This window comes from Nonlabens sp. Asnod3-A02 (assembly GCF_045063755.1).
Lineage (GTDB): Bacteria > Bacteroidota > Bacteroidia > Flavobacteriales > Flavobacteriaceae > Nonlabens > Nonlabens xylanidelens.
This window is the reverse complement of the sequence record NZ_JBEFOC010000008.1, coordinates 258,769-274,748: the sequence shown is the minus strand read 5'-3', so window position 1 is coordinate 274,748 and position 15,980 is coordinate 258,769. Positions and strand designations below refer to the sequence as shown.

The 15,980-nt window shown below is 36.0% G+C and carries 15 protein-coding genes; 9 read left to right on the top strand and 6 right to left on the bottom strand.

The genetic code is table 11. The features are described from left to right. Nucleotides 1-81 precede the first annotated feature (81 nt). From ACJJVN_RS11160 to ACJJVN_RS11135, 6 genes are all read left to right on the top strand, one after another. Nucleotides 82-519: an ATP-dependent zinc protease gene (locus ACJJVN_RS11160; RefSeq protein WP_405370402.1), complete on the top strand. Its 438-nt coding sequence runs from the start codon at nucleotides 82-84 to the stop codon at nucleotides 517-519. Continuing rightward, the gene (gene rimK, locus ACJJVN_RS11155; protein WP_405370403.1) at nucleotides 509-1,387 is read left to right on the top strand and encodes a 30S ribosomal protein S6--L-glutamate ligase; all 879 of its coding nucleotides are present in this window, start codon (nucleotides 509-511) and stop codon (nucleotides 1,385-1,387) included. Before ACJJVN_RS11160 ends, rimK begins: the two co-directional genes overlap by 11 nt. Beyond that, nucleotides 1,380-2,339 carry a succinylglutamate desuccinylase/aspartoacylase family protein gene (locus ACJJVN_RS11150; protein ID WP_170034459.1) on the top strand — a complete coding sequence of 320 codons (960 nt, stop codon included), beginning with the start codon at nucleotides 1,380-1,382 and terminating at the stop codon, nucleotides 2,337-2,339. The genes rimK and ACJJVN_RS11150 overlap by 8 nt, the downstream gene beginning before the upstream one ends. Continuing rightward, entirely contained in the window at nucleotides 2,329-2,913 is a 585-nt protein-coding gene (locus ACJJVN_RS11145) for a 5-formyltetrahydrofolate cyclo-ligase (RefSeq protein WP_405378121.1), read from the top strand. Before ACJJVN_RS11150 ends, ACJJVN_RS11145 begins: the two co-directional genes overlap by 11 nt. Nucleotides 2,914-3,032: 119 nt before the next feature. Then, complete coding sequence (locus ACJJVN_RS11140; protein ID WP_104513969.1) at nucleotides 3,033-4,133, top strand: ATP-binding protein; 1,101 nt, start codon at nucleotides 3,033-3,035, stop codon at nucleotides 4,131-4,133. 12 nt (nucleotides 4,134-4,145) lie between these two features. Beyond that, complete coding sequence (locus ACJJVN_RS11135) at nucleotides 4,146-4,541, top strand: response regulator (RefSeq protein ID WP_262497500.1); 396 nt, start codon at nucleotides 4,146-4,148, stop codon at nucleotides 4,539-4,541. Here the strand turns inward: ACJJVN_RS11135 and ACJJVN_RS11130 are convergent, their stop codons facing one another. The 5 genes from ACJJVN_RS11130 to ACJJVN_RS11110 all read right to left on the bottom strand — a co-directional run bounded on the left by ACJJVN_RS11130 (nucleotide 4,542) and on the right by ACJJVN_RS11110 (nucleotide 10,654). Continuing rightward, nucleotides 4,542-5,174 (bottom strand): lipoprotein signal peptidase, encoded by a 633-nt coding sequence (locus ACJJVN_RS11130; protein ID WP_104513968.1) that lies wholly within the window; start codon nucleotides 5,172-5,174, stop codon nucleotides 4,542-4,544. 27 nt (nucleotides 5,175-5,201) lie between these two features. Further along, a complete protein-coding gene (locus tag ACJJVN_RS11125) occupies nucleotides 5,202-5,879 on the bottom strand; it encodes a hypothetical protein (protein WP_405378120.1) in 678 nt (225 codons plus the stop codon). Nucleotides 5,880-5,926: 47 nt separating this feature from the next. Further along, the gene (locus ACJJVN_RS11120) at nucleotides 5,927-6,313 is read right to left on the bottom strand and encodes a TraR/DksA family transcriptional regulator (RefSeq protein WP_405370410.1); all 387 of its coding nucleotides are present in this window, start codon (nucleotides 6,311-6,313) and stop codon (nucleotides 5,927-5,929) included. A 3-nt stretch (nucleotides 6,314-6,316) separates the two neighbouring features. Beyond that, on the bottom strand, nucleotides 6,317-9,724 hold the full coding sequence (gene ileS, locus ACJJVN_RS11115) for an isoleucine--tRNA ligase (protein ID WP_405378119.1): 3,408 nt from the start codon (nucleotides 9,722-9,724) through the stop codon (nucleotides 6,317-6,319). Between the two features lie 135 nt (nucleotides 9,725-9,859). Continuing rightward, the gene (locus tag ACJJVN_RS11110; protein ID WP_104513964.1) at nucleotides 9,860-10,654 is read right to left on the bottom strand and encodes a DUF2797 domain-containing protein; all 795 of its coding nucleotides are present in this window, start codon (nucleotides 10,652-10,654) and stop codon (nucleotides 9,860-9,862) included. 67 nt (nucleotides 10,655-10,721) lie between these two features. Between ACJJVN_RS11110 and ACJJVN_RS11105 the strand changes: the two genes are divergently transcribed. The 3 genes from ACJJVN_RS11105 to ACJJVN_RS11095 all read left to right on the top strand — a co-directional run bounded on the left by ACJJVN_RS11105 (nucleotide 10,722) and on the right by ACJJVN_RS11095 (nucleotide 15,226). Next, nucleotides 10,722-12,251, top strand: coding sequence for a GH3 auxin-responsive promoter family protein (locus ACJJVN_RS11105; RefSeq protein ID WP_405378118.1), 1,530 nt, complete (start codon nucleotides 10,722-10,724; stop codon nucleotides 12,249-12,251). Nucleotides 12,252-12,337: 86 nt separating this feature from the next. After that, nucleotides 12,338-13,258 (top strand): PfkB family carbohydrate kinase, encoded by a 921-nt coding sequence (locus ACJJVN_RS11100; protein ID WP_104513962.1) that lies wholly within the window; start codon nucleotides 12,338-12,340, stop codon nucleotides 13,256-13,258. A 69-nt stretch (nucleotides 13,259-13,327) separates the two neighbouring features. Further along, nucleotides 13,328-15,226 carry an amidophosphoribosyltransferase gene (locus tag ACJJVN_RS11095; protein ID WP_405370415.1) on the top strand — a complete coding sequence of 633 codons (1,899 nt, stop codon included), beginning with the start codon at nucleotides 13,328-13,330 and terminating at the stop codon, nucleotides 15,224-15,226. Between the two features lie 77 nt (nucleotides 15,227-15,303). Here the strand turns inward: ACJJVN_RS11095 and ACJJVN_RS11090 are convergent, their stop codons facing one another. After that, nucleotides 15,304-15,912, bottom strand: a complete 609-nt coding sequence (locus tag ACJJVN_RS11090; protein WP_405378117.1) for a superoxide dismutase — start codon at nucleotides 15,910-15,912, stop codon at nucleotides 15,304-15,306. Between the last annotated feature and the right edge of the window lie 68 nt (nucleotides 15,913-15,980).

Genomic DNA, 15,980 nt, shown 5'->3' with positions numbered 1-15,980 from the left:
AAGGTTTCTTATAATTTATGATATGCACGTATTGTATCGTGCAATAATAATGCATCTTTGTTTTAATAATTAAACGCAAAATTGACAACAAAAAAAATAATCATAGGTCGCACAGATCGAGCAGATTTCCCTAGATTACAGATAGAAGGGATTGACATTAAAATTGATACAGGCGCATATACCAGTAGTATTCACTGCAAGGATATAGAAGAGATAGATGGTGTTTTACACGCCACACTTCTAGATGTGGAGCATGAACAGTATCATGGTAAGCGATTAAGTTTTGAAGAATATAAAATTACTAGTGTGCGCAGTAGTAATGGTAGTGTAGACTTGCGATATGAAGTTCAAGGAAATATCAGACTTTTTGAGAAACTCTATAAAATTTCTTTAACTTTAAGCAATCGTGAAGAAATGAGATATCCAGTTTTAATAGGCCGTAAATTTCTTTCCCCTAGATTTATAGTAGATCCTGAATTACAGGACGTTTCATATTTACAATCACAACATGAAGATTAATATCTTATCTCGTAGTACAAGTCTCTACAGTACCAAAAGACTCATAGAAGAAGCTAGAAAAGCTGGGCATATCGCAAAAGCAATTAATGTGCTCCATTGTGATATAAAACTTGAAAAGCAAAAACCTACGGTTTATTATCATGGAGAACGTCTCGTTACACCAGATGCTATCATACCTCGTGTAGGTGCTAGTATTACCTTTTATGGTACTGCAATCGTAAGACAGTTTGAAATGATGGGCTGTTTTACAACTGTTAGTTCTATGGCACTGGTAAGAAGTAGGGATAAATTGCAAAGCCTGCAATTGCTTTCTAGAAGTGGTGTGGACATGCCTAAGACGGTATTTACCAACTTTGGCGAGCATACTGATGATATTTGTAAACGTGTAGACGGACCGCCTGTAGTTATTAAGGTTCTTGAGGGAACACAAGGTATAGGAGTTAATCTAGCAGAAACAATTGAGGCAGCAGATGCTATTATTGATGCTAATAATGAATTGAAAACTCGTGTCATTATACAGGAGTTTATTAAAGAGGCTGGTGGTGCAGATTTGCGCGCCTTTGTAGTTGGAGACAAGGTAGTAGGTGCGATGAAAAGACAGGCGCAAGAAGGTGAGTTTAGGTCTAACCTACATAGAGGTGGTACCGCAAAGAGTATCACGTTATCTAAGCAAGAAGAAGAGACTGCTATAAATGCAGCAAAATCCTTAGGTCTCGGTGTGTGTGGTGTTGATTTATTACAGAGTAGTCGTGGGCCATTAGTACTAGAAGTGAATAGTTCTCCTGGGCTAGAAGGGATAGAAGCAGCTACAAATAAGAATATAGCAGGTGAGATTATTAAATATATTGAAAAAGGTGTAAATGCTTAAAGAAATTAAGATTTTTGATACGGTTATTGAGCCAGGCAAAAGTTATAAGCTCAATTTTAATATGGCAAAACTTTATACGTCTACTAGTATAGAAGTGCCTGTTATTATTAATCGTAGTAAGAAAGCAGGTCCTGTGGTACTAATTACTGGTGGTATTCACGGTGACGAAATTAACGGTATCGAGACGGTACGCCAGATTATTTCTAAGAATTTAAATAAGCCAGCAATAGGTACTATAATCGCCATACCGGTTTTAAATGTTTTTGGCTTTTTAAATGGTCAGAGAGAATTTCCTGACGGTAGAGATTTAAATAGAGTTTTTCCAGGAACTAAATCAGGTGCGCTAGCCAGTAGGTTTGCCTATCAAATTACTAAAGAGATTTTACCCCTTGTGGATTTAGTAATGGATTTTCACACTGGTGGTGCACAACGTTTTAATGCGCCTCATTTACGAGTGTCCCAGCTAGAAGTGCAGTCATGGGATCTAGCCAAAGTGTTTAATGCGCCGTTTTTGATGCATGGTAGCAATATTAAAAAGACATTTAGAGCGACGTGCTCTGGTCTGGATAAGAAATACCTGCTTTTTGAAGGAGGAATGTCTAGTCATAGTGATAAAAAAGTGGTTTCTACAGCAGTAAATGGCGCAATACGAGTGTTGGATCATTTAAAAATGTTAGACCCAAGTGTTGAAGTTCCAGTGGCAGAAAAGGAGTCTGTAATTATTACTAACTCAAAATGGATAAGAGCAAGATATTCTGGTCTATTGCACCCAAAGGTAGATTGTGGTAAAAGAGTAGAAAAGGATGAGTTTATTGCTGTTATAACAGATCCTTATGGAGAATTAAGATACAAGGTAAAAGCACCTCATGCTGGTTATGTAATTAATGTGAATTATAGTCCGCTAGTATACCAGGGAGATGCGATATTTCATATATCCAAAGATGGAGAGTAAAAAAGAACTTAGAAAGAAGTATGCTCAACTCAGGAAAACACTTACTTCAGATCAAGTAGAAGAGTACAGTTTACAAATAGCAAATCAAGCATTGAAACTTGATATTTGGGAGTGTTCTAATTATCATATTTTTCTCCCTATAAAACGTCATAACGAGGTAAATACAGAGTATTTATTACACATACTCCAGGGAAAGGATAAAAACATCGTTATTTCTAAATCAAATTTTGATGATTTTTCAATGTCTCATTACTTATTAACAGATCAGACCAAGATTATAAATAATGAATATGGTATTCCAGAACCAGATGAAAATGGGATACCTATAAATGAGCAACAACTAGATGTTGTATTCATCCCATTGCTAGCAGTAGACAAATTTGGTAATAGAGTAGGTTACGGAAAAGGGTTTTATGACAGGTTTTTAAGGAAATGTAAGCCAGGTATTTTAAAAATAGGCTTATCTTTCTTTAAACCTTTGGATAATAAAATAGATGTGAATGAAGACGATATTAAGCTGGATTACATTTTAACAGGTCAAAATGCGTTTAAAACAGTTGAAAGTCATATTTAATTGATTAAAGTCACATAAATTAAATACAAAATGTTAACATTTATTTATTATTTTCACAAATGTTACCATTTTAGTCTTTTACTAATTGGTGATTTTATGATAACGTTTCCCCTTAAACGATGAAAATCACTCCCGAAAAAAACTTGCAACAAAAACTGCAAGACAAAGATTACTTTTTAAAAGAAGCAGCTCTTCTTACTGCAACTGGTTCTTATAGTGCAAACCTAGAAACAGGTTGTTGTTTTATAGACGATATGGGTAAAAGAGTGTTGAGTTTACCTAATGATTATAGAGTAGATTTTGAAACTGGTTTAAATTTATTTGTCGATTTTAAATCCATATGGATACATTTTCAAAACTGTGTTAAAGGACGTGAATTTGTAGAAGATCTAGAAATGATCGATCACAATGATCAAAAGATATGGATGCGTGCCACTGGTAAGCCATTATATGATGACGTTTCTGGTAAGGTAGTCGGTATAAGAGGTGTTTTTACTAGTATAGATCGATATGTAAGGCAAGGTAAAGAGCTAGAGGAAACGGCAAAAATAATAGAGGTTCAAAACGAGAGGTTAGTCCATTTTGCTCATATAGTTTCTCATAATTTAAGAGTACATTCTAGCAATCTTGAACTGACTTTAGAGACTTTTAACTCTCCACTGGTAGGTACGGATGAAAAGGTTTTTAAAAGCTACCTCTCAGATATATCTAACAACTTAAGTGAGACACTAGAGCATTTAAATGAAGTAGTAACTATTAATACTCATGAGAAGAGTAAAGAGCCTGTGGATATAGAAAGTGTTTTTAAAAGTGTTTTAGAAGATCATAGGTCATTATTAGAAGAGATTGATGTATCTTTAAAATATGATTTTTCAAATCTTAGTCATATTGATTATGTTCCAACATTTTTGAGCAGTATTTTTTCTAACTTATTATCTAACGCTATTAAGTATCGAGATAGTTCTAAGACATTGAAAATTAATGTAAAAACTAAAGCCAAAAGAAATAATAAATTGCTTACGTTTCAAGATAATGGTATCGGTATAGATCTAGATAGAAATGGAACTAAGATTTTTAATATGTATAAAACGTTCCATGATAATGAAGATGCTCGTGGAATAGGCTTATTTTTAACAAAGAATCAAGTAGAATCGCTGGGTGGTAATATCTCAGTGGTAAGTGAAGTAGGGAAAGGCAGTTTGTTTACTGTAAAATTTTAAGATAGAATAGAATTGGTAAAGAAAGCTTGTATAATAGACGATGATAAACTGTATGTCAGTTTGATCAAAATGCTCATCAAAAAAAATAAACTCGCACAAGAGTTAGTTATTTTTGAGAACGGTAAACTGGCTCTTAAATTTTTTGAAGAACAGTTAGGTAAACAAGATCCAGAGCTGCCAGAAGTAGTCTTGCTAGATCTTAATATGCCTGTTATGGACGGTTGGGAGTTTCTAGATGAGATGGAAACTTATGCAGGTAAATTAAAAGAAGAAGGTTTAAAAATAAATGTAGTTAGTTCTACTATTAACCCTGTAGAAGTAGCTAAGGCAAATAGTCACGATATCGTGAATAGCTTCATTACAAAGCCTATCAACAAGCAGGCTATGATAGAAGCGTTTTCTGTTTAATTAGGCTACACTTTTCTTATCGGTATCGGGAAATGCTTTCTTACTGAAAATTACTAATAAAATCACTCCTACAGTAATGGCGCTATCGGCAACGTTGAAAATCGCGTTAAAGAATTTGAAGTGCTCTCCTCCTACAAATGGCATCCATTGTGGCCAGTCTCCTTCAAATAATGGAAAATATAACATATCTACTACATGACCATATCCTAGACCTGCATAACCACCAGCTTCTGGAAATGCTGTAGCTATTGCGCCGTGATAACTACCAGAGAAGATAACACCATAAAACACAGAGTCTATAATATTACCAAATGCACCTGCAAAAATTAACGAAATACATAAGATTAAGATCTTGTGTCCGTGCTTTTTAATACTGCTCACCAACCAATAACCTATCCCAAAAACCGCAAAAATTCTAAAAATAACTAAGATTAACTTACCATAATCACCAGGTATCTCCATTCCCCAAGCTGCACCTGCGTTTTCATAAAAAAGAAGTTTAAATTTACCCCAATCTACTATGGCTGGACTCGTACTATCCGTTAACGTGTAATTTAATTTTATATAAATTTTACTAGCTTGATCAATTATAATGATCAATAGTATAATGAGTATAGCTTTTGTTAATTTCATTTAATCTTTTTCAGAAGTGCTAAAATACTAATTAAAACGCTTGTTTAACGTGCTTATATTGCCAGATACCGTTTCTAGCCTAGCAAAATACTTGATTTGTACAGGTTTTTTAAATTCATGTACTTTTCCCGATCGTGATGCACTAGTTACATCATAGTTTTTCAGGTTAGCATATATACTGGCATAAACAGATATAAAATGTAAATCACCCTTCAGTTGATCTATTTTACAACTGCCAGATAGTTGATTTATGTATACGCTGTCGTAATTTCCACTTATTTTTAAGTCGGCACTTTGTACGTTAATGACTAGTTTCTTATTCTCAGGTAGTACAATAGTCGCCTTACTGTCTATTACTTTATGCGCACTTAGTTTGTCTCCAGGAAAAGAGAACGTAGGATGAATGGGGTCTGTAATTATTAAAGAGTCATTCCTTATAATACTAGATAGAATTACTGCGTTTTTATATTCTCCATTTACAGATGTAATTAATTTTACATCCTGTGAATTGTTGGTTTTTATCTCCAACTGTATATGTTGTTGTAAATGTATATCTATAGTCTTAAAAGTAGCTAGACTATGGCTGGTCTCATTTCTATTAGAAGAAGTTGTTTGAGCATCCGCTTTCGCGAAAGCGAGAAAAACAACAAGACTCATAAAACATAAAAACCTTTGTAAACTAGAACAAGTATAACTGTGATCCATATTTACAAAGGTTTAAATAAATGCTCGTAATGAGCTGAATAATGCAATTATTGCATGTTTTTTGCCTCGATACTTAATGTAGCATGTGGTACTAATTCAAGACGTTTCTTGTTGATTAGTTTTCCAGTTACTCTACAAACACCATAAGATTTATTCTCGATGCGTATCAATCCGTTTTTAAGATCGCGTATAAATTTTTCTTGACGTATCGCTAGTTGAGAGCTGGTTTCTTTGCTCATTACAGCGCTACCTTCGTCAAATGCTTTAAACTGTGGCGCAGTGTCATCAGTTCCATTATTAGCATCATTCATATATGCACTCTTGATCAACTCATACTGTTCCTGTGCTTCTTTAATTTTTGCATTAAGCAAGTCTTTAAAGTAAGCTAGGTCAGCATCGCTGTATCTTAATTTTTCATCTGCACTTGTTCCCATATCCTATAATTTTATAACCTGTATTGAGGTCACAATGTCGTCAAATTCAACAATCGTACCATTATCTACAGTTTGTATTAATGTTAAATCATCTGCAAGGGTTTCATCTTTAATATACTGTTCATTAGACGCAACCGCTTCGTCAATTTCACTATGTGATTGAATAGCTATTTTAATACGATCTGTTACCTCTAGTCCAGAGTCTTTTCTTATGTTTTGAATACGATTCACCAGTTCACGTGAAATCCCTTCCTTTTTAAGCTCGGGCGATATTGTTACATCTAGTGCAACGGTAATTCCAGATTGATTTGCTACTAGCCATCCTTCTATGTCTGAAGATGTAATCTCTACATCTTCAAGGGTCAAGATAATTGCATTTCCATTTACTTCCACCTCTTTCTGACCAGTTTTTTCTAACAAAGCGATATCTTCTTGTTGAAAACTTTTGATCTTACCGGCTATTTGTCCCATCGCTTTACCAAAACGCGGGCCTAAAGCTTTAAAGTTAGGTTTGATTTCTTTTACTAATATTCCGCTAGCATCGTCTATTAACTCTATCTCTTTTACGTTTACTTCGCTCTTTACAAGATCTGCAATTGCTTCTATTTGTGCTTTGTCTTTTACATCTAGAACCGGTATCATAATACGCTGTAAAGGCTGGCGTACTTTGATGCTTTCCTTTTTACGTAATGATAAAGTAAGACTAGATATCACTTGTGCTTTGTGCATTTTTTCTTCTAAAGCTGCGTCTATTAGAGACTCATCTGCTTTAGGGAATAATGCAAGGTGTACACTTTCACTTGCGTCGTTTTCACAAACACTAGTTAAATCGCGGTATAGTTGATCCATAAAGAATGGAGCAATAGGTGCGCCTAATTGTGCAACCGTTTTAAGACAAGTATAAAGCGTCTGGTAGGCAGCAATTTTATCTTGCTCATAAGTTCCTTTCCAGAAACGTCTTCTACATAAACGTACGTACCAGTTACTTAAATTCTCAGTCACAAAAGTGGTGATAGCTCTAGCAGCCTTTGTAGGTTCATAATCTTCATAGAATGCTGTGGTATCTTTTATCAAAGTATTTAACTCAGATAAAACCCAGCGGTCTATTTCTGGACGTTCTTCTAATGGAATGTTAGCTTCACTATACGTAAACCCATCTACGTTTGCATACAGACTAAAGAAAGAATACGTGTTATAAAGTGTACCGAAAAACTTACGTTGCACTTCTGTGATACCGTCTAAGTCAAATTTAAGGTTGTCCCATGGATTAGCATTACTCACCATGTACCAGCGAGTAGCATCTGCTCCATATTTACCTAAAGTCTCAAAAGGATCTGCTGCGTTACCTAGACGTTTAGACATTTTCTGTCCATTTTTATCTAGTACGAGTCCATTAGAAACTACATTTTTATAAGCCACGTCATCACTTATCATGGTAGCGATAGCGTGTAGTGTGTAGAACCATCCACGAGTTTGATCCACACCTTCGGCAATGAAATCTGCTTTTCTAAGTTGGTTTTCTACTTCTTCTTTATTTTCAAAAGGATAGTGCCATTGAGAATATGGCATAGAACCAGAATCGAACCATACATCAATAAGGTCTGATTCACGTGTTAGTTTCTCTCCATTTTTACCTACTAGATAAATGTCGTCTACCACGTTTTTATGAAGATCTACAAGGTTGTAATTCTCTTCACTCATATCGCCAGTTTTAAAACCAGCAAAAGGATTAGAAGTCATAAATCCAGCTGCTACAGATTTCTCTATCTCTGCTGTAAGTTCTTCTATAGAACCTATAATCATTTCTTCAGTCCCAGTTTCATTTCTCCATATAGGTAATGGGATTCCCCAGAAACGAGAACGAGATAAATTCCAGTCGTTTGCATTTGCTAGCCAGTTACCAAATCTTCCTTCTCCGGTAGATTTAGGTTTCCAGTTGATAGATTTGTTCAGTTCGTGCATGCGGTCTTTAAATTCCGTCACTTTTATGAACCAACTGTCTAGTGGATAGTATAAAACAGGCTTGTCAGTTCTCCAGCAATGTGGATAACTGTGGACATATTTTTCTACTTTAAAAGCACGATTCTGTTCTTTTAAAGCAATCGCGATATCTACATCTACAGAGCGTTCTGGTGCTTCTCCATCTGCAAAATATTCGTTCTTTACATATTTACCACCTACCTCTGGCAGTTCATCTCTAAATTTTCCTTGAAGCGTTACTAGCGGTACTGGATTTTGATTTTCATCTAGAACCAACATCGGTGGAATAGGCGGATTTGCTTGTTTAGAAACCAGCGCATCGTCTGCACCAAATGTAGGTGCTGTGTGCACGATTCCTGTACCGTCCTCAGTAGTTACAAAGTCTCCTGCAATTACTCTGTAAGCATCTTGTGCGTTTTCATATGGTTGTGCATATGGCAACAACTGCTCGTATCTTAAATTTACCAGATCAGTTCCTTTACAAGAACCTAATAACTGATAAGGGGTTTTTTTATCTCCTAATTTGTATTCTAGTTTCGCTTTCGCGAAAGCGTCACCTTCTAAAAGCTCATACTTCTTACCAAACTGGTAGCTCACTAATTTTTCAGCAAGAATCACCTGCATAGGTTCTCCAGTATATTGGTTAAAAGTCTCAGCTAGTACATAATCGATTTTAGGACCAACGGTAAGCGCAGTGTTAGATGGCAGTGTCCATGGAGTAGTAGTCCAAGCAAGGAAAAATACATTTCCATTGTTTTCAAATGGTAATTTTGATGGGTCCTCAACTTTAAACTGTGCCGTAACTGTTGTGTCTGTAACATCTTGATAAGTTCCAGGCTGGTTCAACTCGTGCGAGCTCAGTCCAGTTCCTGCAGCTGGAGAATAGGGTTGTATTGTGTATCCTTTATAAAGTAAATCTTTAGAATAGATTTCTTTTAATAACCACCATACAGATTCCATGTATTTAGATTTATAAGTAATATATGGATCTTCCATATCTACCCAATAACCCATGTCATCAGTAAGCTTGCTCCAGATGTCGGTGTATTTTAATACCGCATCTTTACAGGCTTGATTATATTCTTCTACAGATATTTTAGTGCCTATGTCTTCTTTAGTTATGCCTAGTGCTTTTTCTACACCTAGTTCTACAGGTAGTCCATGAGTATCCCATCCTGCTTTACGGTTAACTTGATACCCTTGTTGGGTCTTAAAACGACAGAATAAATCCTTGATCGTACGTCCCATAACGTGGTGAATACCAGGTAAACCATTTGCAGATGGTGGTCCTTCAAAGAAAATAAAAGGTTCATTTCCTTCACGAGTCGTCATGGACTTGTTAAAAATGTCGTTTTCCTTCCAGAAGTTTTTGATGCGTTCATCTACTTCAGGTAGGTTCAATCCTTTGTATTCGTTGAATTTCTTACTCATTACACTGGTGTTTTAAAGCTGGCAAAAGTACGGAATTTTGCGCATTATTTTTTTGGCTTTTAGAAGCAAGTTATCAGGCTTTTAAAAGCGTGTTTATGTGGCGTTTTTAAAGGGAAACTAGATGAGTTGATTTACTTAATCTACCTTAATTTCTAGCACGAGACCTTCATGACTCCTCAAGTTCATTACTTTACCATCTTCAAAGATTAAGTATTGTCCTTTAATACCTTTCAGTTTTCCTGCGTACTCGTTAGTTTTTGCAAGATTGACACTAGTCACTTTTTCAGGATATTGAAGTACAGGAAAATTGATTTCCCATTCTTTCTCGTTATCGAGAATATATTCTTGGGCTTCTTGTGGTATGTATTGTAGTAAGCTTTCGCGAAAGCGTAACAAATCAACATCTTCTATGCTGTTCGTAAGCATCTTGCGCCAGTTGGTTTTATCGGCTACGTGATCTTTAAGTGCGACTTCTGCAATGCCGGCTAGGTAACGGTTAGGTGTTTCAAGAATGGCAACGGCTTCATGTGCACCTTGATCAATCCATCGCGTAGGAACCTGCGTTTTACGAGTCACACCTACTTTAATATTGCTGCTATTTGCTAGGTAAACTATATGTGGTTTAAGTTGTACTTTTTTCTCGTATTCTAGATCTCTATCTTCTTCGTCTAGGTGAGCGCGACTTAATTCTGGACGCATGATCCAGTCGCCAGCTTGTGGTGATGCGGTAAAACAATCATAACAAAAACCCTGGCGCCATATCTTTTTATCAAGACTACAGTTAAGGCATTCATTACCTACATGCTTTAAAGAAATGTTTTTATCCAGCAGCTGATTCATGTGTACAAAGTTATCTGGGAATACCAGATAGTATTGAACTGTTTCCTTCAGTTCAGTTTGCATTTTTCTTATAGTGCCGGTTAGGATCATTTTAGTAACTTTAAAAATTATCGAAGTATCTTTGAATCTGTAAAAATAAGATGATCTCTAATTAATAATGGCAAACGCACTAGTCAATTCTGTAGTATCGTGGTTTCTTAAGAAGCGCATTCATGATATGGAGCTTTTTATGAAGCATCCACAAGAATTGCAGGATAATATATTGCAAGATCTTATTTATTATGCCCGACATACCGAGGTTGGTAAAAAATATGGTTTTGATACTATTAAATCCTATACAGAGTTTGCAAACCGTGTCCCAATGTCTGGTTATACAGAAATGCAGGATTCTATAACGAGATCGATGAATGGAGAAGGCAATATCTTCTGGCCTAGTGATATTAAATGGTTTGCAAAGAGTAGTGGTACGACTAGTGCGCGTAGTAAATATATTCCTGTAAGCCAGCAATCGTTAGAAGATTGCCATTATGCAGCAACTAAGGATTTGTTGTGCATGTATTTAAATAACAATCCTGAATCTAAAATTTTTAAGGGAAAAGGATTGCGACTAGGTGGTAGCAATACCCTAGATAAAAAGTCGGGAACTGTAGCTGGAGATTTGAGTAGTATATTAATAGATAACATGCCTTTCTGGGCAGACTATAGTTCTACACCAGGTAATGATGTAGCTCTTATGGCAAATTGGGAAACTAAAATGCCTGCGATAGTACAAGAAACAATAAAAGAAGATGTGACCAGTCTTGCAGGAGTACCTTCCTGGATGATGGTGTTGCTTAATAATGTTCTAGAGACTACAGGAAAAGATGATATTCTAGAGGTGTGGCCACAGATGGAGGTCTTCTTTCACGGTGGTGTGAGTTTTGACCCTTATGTAGAGCAGTTTAAAAAATTATTGCCAGCAGGACATATAAAGTATTACGAGACTTATAATGCGAGCGAAGGTTTCTTTGCGATACAGGATACTAACGACAGCAAGGAACTATTGCTTATGTTAGATTATGGAATCTTTTATGAGTTTATTTCCATGAAAACTTATGGAAGGCCGCAAGAAAAGGTGATACCTATTAGTGAGGTAGAGTTAGGTGAGAATTATGCTATCATCATCACGACTAATGCCGGTTTATGGCGTTATAAAATAGGTGATACGGTACGTTTTACTAGTAAAAGCCCTTATCGCATTAAAGTAAGCGGTCGTACTAAACATCATATTAATGTATTCGGTGAAGAGCTTATTATAGAAAATGCCGAAGAAGCGCTTAAGAAAACCATTAAAGAAATTCCGTGTGCTATTAAAGACTATACCGTTGCTCCCATTTTTATGGAAGGTAAAGAAAAAGGTGCGCATGAGTGGATGATAGAATTTGCAACGCAGCCAGATAATGTTTCCGCTTTCGCGAAAGCGTTAGACCACAATCTACAACGAGTAAATAGTGATTATGAGGCAAAACGTGCTAATGATATAACTCTAAAACAGTTGATCATACACAATGCAAAGCCAGATGTCTTTTACAAATGGTTAAAGAAAAAAGATAAATTAGGTGGGCAACATAAGATACCTAGATTAAGTAATTCTAGAGAATACATGGATCAATTGCTGGAGATAGATAGAGGTTCTACGTCTTTATAATTAATCTTTAAAATAACTATACTTAAAATCTATAGCGAGCAAGTTATAACTCAAAACGAAACCGTATTTTTGCAAAAATTTTTTACATGAGCAAATTAGTTGTGGTAGGTACAGTAGCATTTGATGCAATTGAAACTCCGTTTGGTAAAACAGATAAGATTTTAGGTGGTGCAGCTACCTTTATAGGACTTAGTGCATCTCACTTTAATACAGAAGTAGGTCTAGTAAGTGTTGTAGGAGGTGATTTTCCTCAAGAATATTTAGACATGCTTACTAACCGCGGCATGAATGTCGAAGGTGTAGAAGTGGTAAAAGACGGGAAGACTTTTTTCTGGTCAGGAAAATACCATAATGATATGAATACGCGTGATACACTAGCAACAGAGCTTAATGTGTTAGCAGATTTTAATCCAGTTGTACCAGAATCATTTAAAGATGCTGAGGTTGTGATGTTAGGAAACTTACATCCAGCTGTACAATTAGGTGTTATAGAACAAACTCCAGCAGCAAAATTAATCGTACTTGATACGATGAATTTCTGGATGGACAGTGCGCTAGATATGTTGCACGAGGTAATTGCTAAGGTAGATGTAATCACTATTAATGATGAAGAGGCTAGACAACTGTCTGGAGAATACTCTCTAGTTGCTGCAGCAAGAAAGATTCATGCTATGGGTCCTAAGTATGTAGTAATTAAAAAAGGGGAGCATGGAGCTTTATTATTCCATAATGAAGAGATTTTCTTTGCACCAGCATTACCACTAGAAGAAGTGTTTGATCCTACTGGAGCAGGAGATACATTTGCAGGTGGATTTGCAGGATTCCTTGCAGCTAGTGGCGACTATAGTTTTGAAAATATGAAGCGTGCTATTATCTATGGATCTAACTTTGCATCCTTTGCAGTAGAGAAATTTGGTACAGAGCGCATGCAAACTATTACAAATGAAGAGATCAAAACGCGTCTAGAGCAATTTAAGGCGTTAACAAAATTTGAAATAAAAAATTAATAATTCTATCAAAAAGCCTCAAGTAATTCTTGGGGCTTTTTTTATTTTTATATCCTTATAATCCCCATCATGAGCGATCAATTAAAACACGAGTGTGGTATAGCACTTATCCGTCTTCTTAAACCATTAGAATTTTACAAGGAGAAATACGGTACTGCCTTTTATGGTATCAATAAAATGTACCTAATGATGGAAAAACAACATAACCGTGGTCAGGATGGTGCTGGGTTTGCAAGTGTAAAACTAGATTTAGATCCAGGGCAACGTTATATTTCTAGAGTACGTAGTAATGCTGCGCAACCTATTCAAGATATTTTTGCGCAAATCAATGACCGTATTAATACTGGGCTTACTGAAAATCCAGAGATTAAAGATGATGTTGCTGCACAGAAAGAACAGCTTCCATATGTAGGAGAGTTGTTAATGGGGCATGTGCGTTATGGAACTTTTGGAAAAAATAGCATAGAATCGGTACACCCTTTCTTAAGACAAAACAATTGGATGCACCGTAACCTGATTATGGCAGGTAACTTTAATATGACTAACGTGCACAAGCTTTTTAATAAGTTAGTATCATTAGGGCAACATCCTAAAGATATGGCAGACACGGTAACTGTCATGGAAAAAGTAGGTCATTTTCAAGATAGACAGGTAAGTAAGTTATACAAGAAATTTAAAGCTAAAGGGCTCTCTAAAAGAGATGCTAGTCCTAAAATAGCAGAAGAGCTAGACGTTGCAAAGATCTTGCGTAAAAGTGCAAGAGACTGGGATGGTGGTTATGCTATGGGTGGACTTATGGGACATGGAGATGCATTCTTATTACGTGATCCTGCAGGAATACGACCAGCTTATTATTTTCAAAATGATGAGGTAGTAGTAGTAGCGAGTGAGCGACCTGTTATACAGACGGCCTTTAACGCACCGTTTGATGAGGTGAAAGAGCTGGATCCTGGTAAAGCAATTATCATAAAGAAAGACGGTACAGTTACTCTAGACCAGATTACAGCACCATTAGAACGCAAAGCGTGTTCTTTTGAACGTATATACTTTTCTCGTGGTAGTGATGCAGAGATCTACAAAGAGCGTAAAATGTTAGGGAAATTATTGTTCCCTAAGATTATGGAAAGTATCGATAACGATATTGATAACACCGTATTCTCTTACATCCCTAACACTGCCGAAACATCATTCTACGGTATGGTAGAAGAGGGTCATGCGGTTCTTAACCAGCAAAAAAGAGATTTTATTATCGCAGGTAATGGACAGTTAACAGCAGAGCAGGTAGAAGAAACGCTGTCACGTAAGCTGAGAACTGAGAAAATAGCTATTAAAGATGCAAAGCTACGTACCTTCATTACAGAAGATTCTTCTCGTGATGATCTTGTAGCTCACGTTTATGATGTGACTTATGGTGTAGTTAAGCCAGAAGATAATCTAGTAATCATAGATGATTCTATCGTAAGAGGAACGACATTAAAAAAGTCTATCCTTAAAATGATGGATAGATTAAACCCTAAGAAAATAGTAGTAGTATCTAGTGCGCCACAAATACGTTACCCAGATTGCTATGGTATAGATATGGCGAGATTAGAAGGTCTTGTTGCTTTTAGAGCGGCACTAGCTTTACATAAAGATCGTGGTACTTACCATGTTATAGAAGATATCTATAAGAAATGTAAATTACAAACAGAGTTAGAAGATGTAGATGTAGTAAATCACGTAGTAGATTTATATGCACCATTTGAAGACCAGGAGATTTCTGATAAAATAGGAGAGTTGTTATCTGATGAAGATATTAACGCAGAAGTGAAGGTGATTTATCAAACAGTAGAAAATCTTCATAAAGCCTGTCCTAAAAACTTAGGAGACTGGTACTTTACAGGTGACTACCCAACTGCTGGTGGTAACCGTGTTGTGAACCGTGCATATATCAATTTCTTTGAAGGAAATGATGAGCGTGCTTATTAAGAGCTAGATTTTATTAAATAAAAAAATCCCCAAATCAACTAGTTGATTTGGGGATTTTAAATTTTAGCTAGTTAGGATTATTTCCCTTCAGCATATCTTTTAGAAACTTCTTCCCAGTTAATTACATTAAAGAAAGCTTCAACATAATCAGGACGTCTGTTTTGATAGTTTAAGTAATAAGCATGTTCCCATACATCAAGACCTAAAATAGGAGTACCACCACAACCTACACCAGGCATTAATGGGTTATCTTGATTAGGAGTACCGCATACATCTAGTTTTCCACCTTCGTGAACACATAGCCATGCCCATCCAGAACCGAATTGTCCCTTTGCAGCAGCGCTAAATTTGTCTTTGAAAGATTCAAAAGAACCAAAAGAAGCATTGATAGCATCTGCAAGGTCACCAGTAGGAAGACCACCGCCATTAGGTGTCATTACTTCCCAGAATAATCTGTGGTTATAAAAACCACCACCATTATTTCTTACAGCTTTGTTTTCTAGGTCTAAGTTTAAAAGAATGTTCTCGATAGTTTTACCTTCTAGATCAGTTCCTTCTACAGCGTTGTTTAATTTAGTTGTGTATCCTTGGTGGTGCTTACCATGGTGTATTTCCATAGTTTTTGCATCGATATGTGGTTCTAGCGCGTCTGTTGCGTAATTTAATTTTGGTAATTCAAAAGCCATTGTATATAGTTTTTAATTTGTTAATTCTTGAGCTATAAAATTAAGTACTTAAAAGTTACTGTTAAAAT